A 9,043-nucleotide genomic window follows, 5' to 3' on the forward strand; every position below is an offset into this window, starting at 1 on the left:
TTCCACCCCGGTAGGGTAGGGACCCAGGCGTTCCCCTGGCCAAGGAACGAGTTGTTACACCCCCGGGCGAAGGAGGGGGGGGGGGGAGGGGTCGAGTTCGCCGGCGACCTCGACCACGGGGCCGGCGGCGGTGGTCCGGCCGGTGATGTCCAGCGGGCTCATCGGCGGCCGTTCGTCGCCGGGCGGGCGGGAACGCCGAGGGCGAGCAGCGCGGTGTCGTCGTCGAGGCCGTCGCCGAAACCGTCCAGCAGGGCGGTCAGCGCGGTGACCACCTCCCGCGGGGCGGCGGGGGCGTGGGCGGTCGCGAAGGCGTGCAGCGCGTCCTCGCCGTACAGGCTGCCGCGGGTAGGTCCGGTGCGCGCCTCGGTCAGGCCGTCGGTGTAGAGGAGGAGGGTGTCGCCGGGCGCGAGGACGGTCTCGGCGGTGACGAAGGGGGCGTCGGGAACGATGCCGACGAGCAGTCCGCCGGGGGTGGGCAGGAACTCGGCGCGCCCGTCGGCCCGCAGGACCAGGGCCGGGGGGTGGCCGCCGGAGGCGAGGCGGACGACGGGACGGTCCGGGTCGGCGCCGGTGTCGACGACGCCGAAGACGGCGGTGCAGTAGCGGGGGTCGCCGCCGGCGGCGTACCGCTCGTACAGGACGGTGTTGAGCGTGGCGAGGGCGGCGGCGGGTTCCGGGTCGTGAAGGGCGGCGGCGCGCAGGGTGTAACGGGTGAGGGAGGTGACGGCCGCGGCCTGCGGGCCCTTTCCGCACACGTCGCCGAGGAAGAAGCCCCAGCGGGTGCCGTCGAGGGGGAACAGGTCGTAGAAGTCGCCGCCGAGGCGGTCCGCGGAGGCGGTGTGGTAGTGGACGGCCGTCTCCAGACCGGGCACGGCGGGCAGCGAGGAGGGCAGCAGGGACTGCTGCAGCACGGCCAGGGCGTCGGTGAGCCGTGCCCGGTCGGCCTCCGCCTGCCGGCGCGCCTCCTCCGCCTCCGCGCGTGCCTGTTCGGCCTCGGCCCGGGCCTGTTCCGCGTCCTGTTTGCGGCGCAGGAGTTCTTCCTCGTAGGCGCGGCGGTCGGAGGCGTCGAAGACGGTGGTGCGGATCAGCAGCGGCTCGCCCCCGTCCCCGTGCTTGACGGCGGAGGAGACCAGGACCGGCAGCCGGGTTCCGGTGCCGGTCCTCATCTCCAGGGCGATGCCGCTCAGGCTGCCCTGCATGCGCAGCAGGGGGGCGAAGTGGGTCTCGTGGTAGAGCTTGCCGCCGACGGTGAGCAGGTCGGCGAAGCGCATCCGTCCCACCACGTCCTCGCGCTCCCTGCCGAGCCAGCCCAGCAGGGTGGTGTTGATCTTGGCGATCGTGCCGTCGAGGAGCGTCGAGAGGTACCCGCAGGGCGCGGACTCGTACAGCTCCTCGGCGCTGTCCTCCAGGAGGGCGATGAACGCCGCGCCGGTGTCGGTCCCCGGCCGCTCGGGCTCCTCGCCCACCTTGCACATCACAGGGATTCCAGGAAGTCCAGGATCGCTTCCGCGGTGGCCTCCGGTGCGCTGAGCTGCGGGCAGTGGCCCGTGGCGTCCAGGGTGACCAGGCGGGAGGAGGGGATCGCGGCGTGGACGTACGCGCCGACCTCGCGGGGGGCGATGACGTCCTGGGCGCATTCGAGCACCAGCGTCGGGACCGTCACGTCCTTCAGGTCCTCGCGGCTGTCGGACAGGAACGTGGTGCGGGCGAAGACGCGCGCGATGTCCGGGTCGGTGGCGCAGAAGCTGTTGGTCAGCTCCTGTCCCAGCTCGGGCCGTTCCGGGTTGCCCATGATGACCGGGGCCATGGTGGAGGACCAGCCCAGGTAGTTCGACTCCAGGGAGGTCAGGAGTTCGTCGATGTCGTCGGCGCCGAAGCCGCCGCGGTATCCGGCGTCGTCGATGTAACGGGGCGAGGGGGCCACCATGACCAGCGATCCGATCCGGGCGGGTGCCGCCCGCGCGGCCAGCACGCCGACCATGGCGCTGACCGAGTGCCCCACGAACACCGCCCGCTCGAGGTCCAGCTCGTCGCAGACGTCCACCACGTCCTGGGCGTAGCCGTCGAGCGACCCGTAGCGTTCCTCGCTCCAGGCCGACAGGTCCGAGCCGCCGGAGCCGACGTAGTCGAACAGCACCACCCGGTGGCGCTCCGCGAGGGCGGGGACGACCAGACGCCACATGTTCTGGTCGCAACCGAACCCGTGGGCCAGCACGACCGTCGGCCCGGCCGGCGGGCCGGTCACCGTCACCTTGTTCCTGCTGCGAATGTTCACACTCGTCATCCTCCCATCCGGTCCGGTTCGCCCGGGTCGCGGTCCCTCCGGGGCCGTCCCGCCGGACGGCGGGGAGGCCGCGGCTCCGTCGCCGGCCGTCGTGGGCGGCCCGGACCTCCTGCGGCACGACCGGGAGGGCCGGGCGTCACGGCGGCACGCCGTACACCCGGCCCGGAAGGGCGCGACGCACACGAGGACGCGGCGCCGCCCCGTCCTCGTCCGGTCAGGGGCGCAGGATCAGCCGGATCGGGTCGCCGGTCTTGTTCTCCAGCCGTTCCACCGCCTCGGCGGCCCGTGCCAGCGGGAGTTCGCCGCTGATCGACCCGGAGAAGTCCAGCCGCCCGCCCTGGAGCAGGGCCAGCAGCTGCGGCAGCGCGACCGGCATGTCGGAGCCGTAGTGGCCGAGGATCTGCTGCCGGAGGTAGCTGAAGCGGGTGCCGTCGGTGACGGTCAGCGGCTTGTCGGTCAGGCCCACGAGGACCAGCCGGCCCTTGGGCCCGAGCACCGAGAGGGCCTGTTCGCGGACGGCCGGCACGCCGGCGAAGTCGAAGGCGGCGGCGAGACCGGCCCCGCCGGTCGCCTCGCCGATCCGTTCGCGCAGCGCCGGGTCGGCGGAGTCGAGCACCAGGTCCGCGCCCCGGGCGAGGGCGCGCTCGCGGGCGACGGGGTTGGGGTCGATCGCGACGACGGGGTACGCGCCGACGGCCCGCAGCAGCTGGACGGCGTGGACGCCGAGCCCTCCGGCGCCCCAGACGCCGACGGCCTCGGCGGGCCGCACGGCTCCCGTGACGGTGATCGCGGCCCACGGCGTGGAGACCGCGTCCGGGATGATGGCGCCCTGGTCGAAGGGGATGGCGTCGGGCAGTTCGGTGAGGGCGGTCTCGGCGGAGAGGGCGTACTCGGCCCAGCCGCCGTCGTAGTCCACGCCGCGGGTGTACGTGACGCCGCCGCGGGTCTCCCCCGCGTACAGCACGACCCGCTGTCCCGGGGTCCAGCGGGTGACGCCGGGCCCGGTCTCCGCGATGACGCCGGACACCTCGTGGCCCAGGGTGACCGTGTCGCCCTCCAGCAGCATCGGCGAGAGAGTGCCGTCGATCAGGTGGACGTCCGACAGGCACACGCCTGCGGCCTCCACCTTCACCAGGACCTCTCCGGCTCCGGGAACGGGCTTCGCCACCTCCTCGATCCGCAGGGTGCGGCTGGGAACGTGCAGCCGGGCGGCGAGCATCTGCTCCATGACATGACCTCCTTGACGCGGCGACCCCGGGGCGCGGGTCCTCTCCCGGACTCGGCGCCTTCAACGCAAGTCACCTTGCGATAAAACGTACGCCCGCTCCGCCGCATAATGCAAGTGGACTTGCGTTATGCTGGACCATGACCTCGTCCGACCGGAACGCACCGCCTCCTCTGCGCCGCCGAGGGACCCGCATGCGCGCGGCCGTCCTCGCCGCCACCGTGGACGTCCTGACGGAGCACGGACTCGCCGGCACCACCGTCGGCGCCGTCGCCCGAGCCGCCGGGGTCCACGAGACCTCCGTCTACCGGCGGTGGGGGACCCGCGAGAACCTGATCCTGGAAGCGCTGACCGAACAGCTCGACGCGGCGATGCCCGTACCCGACACCGGCCGCGTCCACGACGACCTCGCCGCCCATTTCGGCGCACTGGCACGACTGCTCGCGACGGAGCAGGGCAGGGCCCTGCTCCGGCTGAGCGCCGAACGCGACGGCACCCTGCCGGACCGTCGGCTCCCCTACTGGACCGAGCGCCTCGAACGCGGCGCCGTCATGGTGCGCCGGGGCGTCGAGCGCGGCGAACTCGCACCGGACACCGACCCGGGCCTCGTCATCGAAGCCGTCAGCGGCGCCCTGTTCACCCGCGCCCTCATCAGCGGCGCCCCGGTGAACGAGGACTTCGCGGCACGGCTCGTCGACCTCGTTCTGGCCGGCGCGCTCCCGAAGCCCCGCCCGGCCGGCGACGCCGCTCCCGCCCCCCTCGACTCCTGACCGCTCCCCGCCCCGCCCCCACCCCCGTCGCTCCCGGTGCCGGTCCGGGCCGCCGGGCCGCCTTCGTGCGCGACGGGGCGCCCGGTCTCGCCCCGGAGGGCCCGGGCGGCCGCGACGGCGGCCGGCTTCCGACTCGATAGGCAAGCGAACACTTGCCTATGGTGGAGGGGTGGCAGACGACGTGTTCAAAGCACTGTCCGACCCGACCCGCAGGACGATCCTCGACGAGCTGACGGAACGGAACGGCCAGACGCTGTTCGAGATCTGCGCGCGCCTGTCCACGAAGCACGGGCTGGGGTCGTCACGCCAGGCGATCAGTCAGCACCTCGCCGTCCTGGAGGCCGCCGGCCTCGTACGGACGCGGCGCGAGGGCCGCCGCAAGTTCCACGACCTCACCCCCGAACCGCTTGAGCAGATCGCCACCCGCTGGCTCGGGCCCCGCACACCGGAGACCGGAACATGAAGATCTACATGACGCAGGTGTTCGTCGACGACCAGAGCGAGGCCGAGCGCTTCTACACCCAGGTGCTCGGCTTCGTGAAGAAGAACGACATCCCGCTCGGCGGCGGCGCCCGGTGGCTGACCGTCGTCTCGCCCGAGAACCCCGGGGGCACCGAGCTGCTCCTGGAGCCCTCCGGCCACCCCGCGGTCCCGCCGTACAAGCGGGCGCTGTTCGAGGACGGCATCCCGGCCGCCTCCTTCGAGGTCGCCGACGTGCACGCGGAGGCCGCCCGACTGCGCGGGCAGGGCGTGGAGTTCACCCAGGAACCGGCCGAGATGGGACCGGTCACCACCGCGGTGTTCGACGACACCTGCGGCAACCTCGTCCAGATCGTCCAGCACAACGGCTGACCCGGGCCGGACGGTCGGGCCGCCCGCCGACGCGGGTGACCGCGACCCCCTCCCGACGGAACCCCGCCCCGCGGATCACGGGGGCGGGGTGTAGCCGCGGGCGCGGACGTGGCGGTGGGCGAGCTCGGTGAAGGCGCGGGCGGCGGCACCGCGGTAGGCGCCTTCGCGGTGCAGGAGGGTGGCCGTGCGGGACGGCAGGGGCGGGTCGAGGGGGACGGGGGTGAGGCGGGGGTGGTCATGGGTGACGGCGTCGGGCAGGACGGTGGCCAGCGAGGTGCGCTGGACGATCTCGACGAGGGCCTGGACGGAGTTGGCCTCGACCGCGACGCGGGGGGCGATCCGGTGCCGGGCGAAGTACGCGTCGATGTGGGCCCGGGTGGCGAAGTCGCCGCTGAGGAGGGCGAGCCGGGTGTCCTCCAGGGCCCGTACCGGCAGAGGATCCGGCCCCGTCCGGGAGGGGAGGGTGGCGGTGACGAGACCGAGGGTCTCGGTGAAGAGCGGCATCGCGGCGACACCGGGCAGGTGGGCTCCGGCGAAGGCGATGCCGAGGTCGAGGTCGTCCGCGAGCAGGGCCGCCTCGACACGGTCCTGGGTCGTCTCGGTCAGAACCAGGTCCACGCCCTGGTGGAGGGCGTGGAGTTCGGCGGTGAGCGGGCCGACGAGGTAGGCGGTGAAGGTGGGGGTGACGCCCAGGCGCAGGTCGCCGCGCGAGAGGTCCTGGACGTCGTGGACGGCGCGTTCGGCGGCGGCCAGGTCGCGCAGCGCGCGGCGGGCGTGATCGGCGTAGACGGCACCGGCGTCGGTGAGGCGCACCGTACGGCCGGTGCGGTCCAGCAGCTGTACGCCCAGGCCCCGTTCCATCTGCTTGACCTGCTGGGAGAGCGTGGGCTGGGAGATGTGCAGGTCCTCGGCGGCGCGGGTGAAGCTGCCGTGCTCGGCGACGGCGAGCAGATAGCGCAGGTGACGCAGTTCCGGAGCGGCCATGAGATCCACTGTAGACGGGAGCGATAAAGGGAAGGCGCGCCAACTCATCGACCCTATAGACGCAGGTCGCGCAGGGCGGGTCCCGTCCGACCGCGCGGCCGGCTTCACCGGGAGGCCGGTGAGCACGGACCGGAACAGGCGTTCCCCGTGTCACTCGTTGCGGTACGGAGGGCACGCACCCGGCGAGTACGCGGCGGGGCGGCTCCATGATCGGGACAGCGGCGCCGCACCGGCGCCCCCGTCCGAACACGCGATCCTGGGGGTTCAGAGTATGACGCCGGCTTCACGACCGGACCGCCGCCTCGACGAGCAGGCGGTCCTGCTCGCGGCGGGCCTGGCCGATCTGGCGGTGAGCGCCGTCGGCTCGGCCGCCGGAACGCTCCGGCGGCTGCTGCGCCGCGCCGACGGCGCCGACCTGGTACGGGAGGCGGAGGAGGACCTGATGGCCCGCGGCCGGCTCGTCCTGGACCGGTACACGGCCGCGCCCCCGGCGCATCTGGAGGTGCTCGCCCAGCATGTGCTCACCCGGCGCGCGGTCGCCGGCGACGATGTCTGACCAGGAGCCGGCCGCTTTCAGGGCGCGCGTCGACGCCGTCCTGAGCACCCTCCTGACGGAGGAGGCCGAGCGCCTGTGCGCGATCGACGGCCTCCTGGAACCCGTCGCGGAACAATTGCGGTGCGCGGCCGGACAGGGGAAGCGGCTGCGGGCGGCGTTCTGCTACTGGGGCTGGCGGGCGGCGGGGCAGCCCGACAGCGACGCCCTCCTGCGGGCCGCCGCCTCGATGGAGCTGGTGCACGCCGCGGCGATCGTCCACGACGACCTCATCGACGACAGCCCGCTGCGCCACCACCGGCCCACCGTCCACGTCGCCCTGCGCACCCCGCTGGCCGGGCGGCCCCGCGAGCGCGCCGGCGCCCGGTCGCTGGCCATGCTGGTCGGTGACCACCTGATGGCGCTCGCGGGACAGCTGTTCGCCACCAGCGGCCTGCCCGCCGCCTACCTGGCGCGCGCCCGGCCGCTGTGGGCGGACCTGGCCCGCGACCTGATCGCGGGCGAGTGCCTGGAGATCCTGCGCACCGGCACCCTCCCGGACACGGACGCCTCCCTGAAGGTGATCCGCTACAAGACCGCCAAGTACACCGTCGAGCACCCGCTGCTCATCGGCGGTCTGCTCGCCGGGGCCGCGCCGCGCCTGCGGGACGGGCTGTCCGCGTACGGGCTGCCGCTCGGGGAGGCGTTCCAGCTCCGCGACGACCTGCTGGGCCTGTTCGGCGAACCGGAGCGCACCGGCAAGGCCGGTCTGGACGACATCCGGGGCAACCGCCCCACCGCCCTGCTGGCCGAGGCGTGGCGAGCCGCCACGCCCGCGCAGCGCGACCGGCTGCGGGACCTGCTGGGGCGCCGGGACGCCGACCACCGGCACCTGATCCGCTTCCGGGAGCTGCTGGTGGACCTCGGAGCACCCGAACGGGTCGAGGAGATGATCGGCTCGCGCGTGCGGGAGGCCCTTCGCGTCCTGACCGGACTCGACGTGCCCGCGCACGCCCGGCGGGCGCTGAGCGATCTCGCGCGGTCGGCCACCGACCGCCGGCACTGACCCCCTCCCCCGCGCGGCGCCAGGTGCCGCCGTGCGGGCCCGCAGAGAAGGACGTTGTCTGATGATCCACACCCGGGCGTCGATGGACGCCCTGCGCCAGTCGGGCGACGAGCTCGCCGACGCCGTCGTGGCCACGCTGTTCGAGCGGGGGGAGGTGGGCAGGTTCAACGCGCTGATGCGTTACGTCTCCACCACCGGCGCTCCCCTGCCCGAGGGTCTGCCCGACGTCGCCCGCGAATACCTCCGGACCACCGGTGTGCCGCCGGACTGGGTGGACTGGACGGAGATGGAGAAGGCGCGGCTGTTCTTCATCGACAACAACGTGCACATCTCCACCGCGCTGTCCTTCGCCTCCATGCCCGCCTGCTACGTCGTCCCCCACGTGGCGAAGCTGCTGTCGGCCACCCACGGCCTGAACTATCCGTCGAAGCGGATGGCGGAGACCGGCCAGTTCACCGTCTACCTGATGCGGCCCGACGCCTTCGAGGCCGGCGGCCGCTTCGTCCCGGCCGCGCAGAAGGTCCGCCTGCTGCACGCCTCCATCCGCCACCACCTGAAGCGGGAGGGTCTCTGGGACACCGCCGCGCTCGGGACGCCGATCTGCCAGGAGGACCTGATCGGCGGGCAGATGTTCTTCTCCCTGCTCGTCCTCGACAGCCTGCACCGGCTCGGCATCCACATGTCGGTCGAGGGCGCGGAGGCGTACTTCTACGCCTGGCGCGTGGTCGGCGCCATGCTCGGCGTCGACCAGGACGCCGCCCCCGGGACCCTGGAGGAGGCGCGGCAGTTCCTCGACCTGTACATGATCCGCCACATGGGCCCCTCCGACGAGGGTGCCCGTCTGACCCGCCAGCTGATCGACCTCTACGAGGAGGTCGTCCCCGGCACCTTCTTCGACCCCATCGTCTCGGCCCTCATCCGCTACCTGATCGGGGACACCTGCGCCGACTGGCTCCAGGTCCCCCGCACCGCGTGGGACGGCGTCGTCAAGGCCGTACCCGGTCTGCTGGGCGTCCTGGAGTCCATCGAGGACGGATCACCGCTGGGCGCCTGGGCGCTGGACCGCCTCGGCCACCTCACCACCGTCCTCGAACTGTCCTCCCTCACCCGGGGCCGCGTCATGCACTACGCCATCCCCGAGCACCTGAAGAAGGACTTCGGCGTCTCCGACGGCGTACCCCGTACCCACCGGTGGACGCCGCCGGCCCCCGCCCCCACGTCCTGACGGACGGGGGCACGGGTACGCCCGGTGGTTCCCGTCCTGTGGGGAGGGGAGCCGCCGGGCGTGCTGGTGTGCTGGTGTGTGGGGGTTATGCGTGGCGGTGGGTGT

The 9,043-nt window shown here is 73.5% G+C and carries 10 protein-coding genes; 6 read left to right on the forward strand and 4 right to left on the reverse strand.

Annotation, left to right across the window (positions count from 1 at the left end; translation table 11 throughout):
- Positions 1–158: 158 nt before the first annotated feature.
- The 3 genes from ACZ6AQ_RS28295 to ACZ6AQ_RS28305 form a co-directional block, all read right to left on the reverse strand.
- Complete coding sequence (locus ACZ6AQ_RS28295; protein ID WP_468763547.1) at positions 159–1,475, reverse strand: PP2C family protein-serine/threonine phosphatase; 1,317 nt, start codon at positions 1,473–1,475, stop codon at positions 159–161.
- On the reverse strand, positions 1,475–2,275 hold the full coding sequence (locus tag ACZ6AQ_RS28300; RefSeq protein ID WP_468763549.1) for an alpha/beta fold hydrolase: 801 nt from the start codon (positions 2,273–2,275) through the stop codon (positions 1,475–1,477). The genes ACZ6AQ_RS28295 and ACZ6AQ_RS28300 overlap by 1 nt, the downstream gene beginning before the upstream one ends.
- Before the next feature lie 223 nt (positions 2,276–2,498).
- On the reverse strand, positions 2,499–3,512 hold the full coding sequence (locus ACZ6AQ_RS28305; protein ID WP_468763550.1) for a zinc-binding dehydrogenase: 1,014 nt from the start codon (positions 3,510–3,512) through the stop codon (positions 2,499–2,501).
- Positions 3,513–3,703: 191 nt separating this feature from the next.
- Here ACZ6AQ_RS28305 and ACZ6AQ_RS28310 point away from each other — a divergent pair, with 191 nt between their 5' ends.
- The 3 genes from ACZ6AQ_RS28310 (at position 3,704) to ACZ6AQ_RS28320 (ending at position 5,131) form a co-directional block, all read left to right on the forward strand.
- Positions 3,704–4,279 (forward strand): TetR/AcrR family transcriptional regulator, encoded by a 576-nt coding sequence (locus ACZ6AQ_RS28310; protein WP_468763552.1) that lies wholly within the window; start codon positions 3,704–3,706, stop codon positions 4,277–4,279.
- Positions 4,280–4,448: 169 nt separating this feature from the next.
- Positions 4,449–4,742: an ArsR/SmtB family transcription factor gene (locus tag ACZ6AQ_RS28315; RefSeq protein WP_468763554.1), complete on the forward strand. Its 294-nt coding sequence runs from the start codon at positions 4,449–4,451 to the stop codon at positions 4,740–4,742.
- On the forward strand, positions 4,739–5,131 hold the full coding sequence (locus tag ACZ6AQ_RS28320) for a VOC family protein (RefSeq protein WP_388699842.1): 393 nt from the start codon (positions 4,739–4,741) through the stop codon (positions 5,129–5,131). Before ACZ6AQ_RS28315 ends, ACZ6AQ_RS28320 begins: the two co-directional genes overlap by 4 nt.
- A 75-nt stretch (positions 5,132–5,206) precedes the next feature.
- Here ACZ6AQ_RS28320 and cynR read toward each other — a convergent pair whose 3' ends face one another.
- Entirely contained in the window at positions 5,207–6,115 is a 909-nt protein-coding gene (gene cynR / locus ACZ6AQ_RS28325; RefSeq protein WP_468763556.1) for a transcriptional regulator CynR, read from the reverse strand.
- Positions 6,116–6,386: 271 nt separating this feature from the next.
- Between cynR and ACZ6AQ_RS28330 the strand changes: the two genes are divergently transcribed.
- From ACZ6AQ_RS28330 to ACZ6AQ_RS28340, 3 genes are all read left to right on the forward strand, one after another.
- Complete coding sequence (locus tag ACZ6AQ_RS28330) at positions 6,387–6,671, forward strand: polyprenyl synthetase (RefSeq protein ID WP_468763558.1); 285 nt, start codon at positions 6,387–6,389, stop codon at positions 6,669–6,671.
- Positions 6,664–7,713, forward strand: a complete 1,050-nt coding sequence (locus ACZ6AQ_RS28335) for a polyprenyl synthetase family protein (RefSeq protein ID WP_468763559.1) — start codon at positions 6,664–6,666, stop codon at positions 7,711–7,713. The genes ACZ6AQ_RS28330 and ACZ6AQ_RS28335 overlap by 8 nt, the downstream gene beginning before the upstream one ends.
- Before the next feature lie 61 nt (positions 7,714–7,774).
- Positions 7,775–8,938 (forward strand): oxygenase MpaB family protein, encoded by a 1,164-nt coding sequence (locus tag ACZ6AQ_RS28340; RefSeq protein ID WP_468763561.1) that lies wholly within the window; start codon positions 7,775–7,777, stop codon positions 8,936–8,938.
- Positions 8,939–9,043 lie beyond the last annotated feature (105 nt).

It is taken from the genome of Streptomyces sp. NPDC041191 (assembly GCF_055591945.1).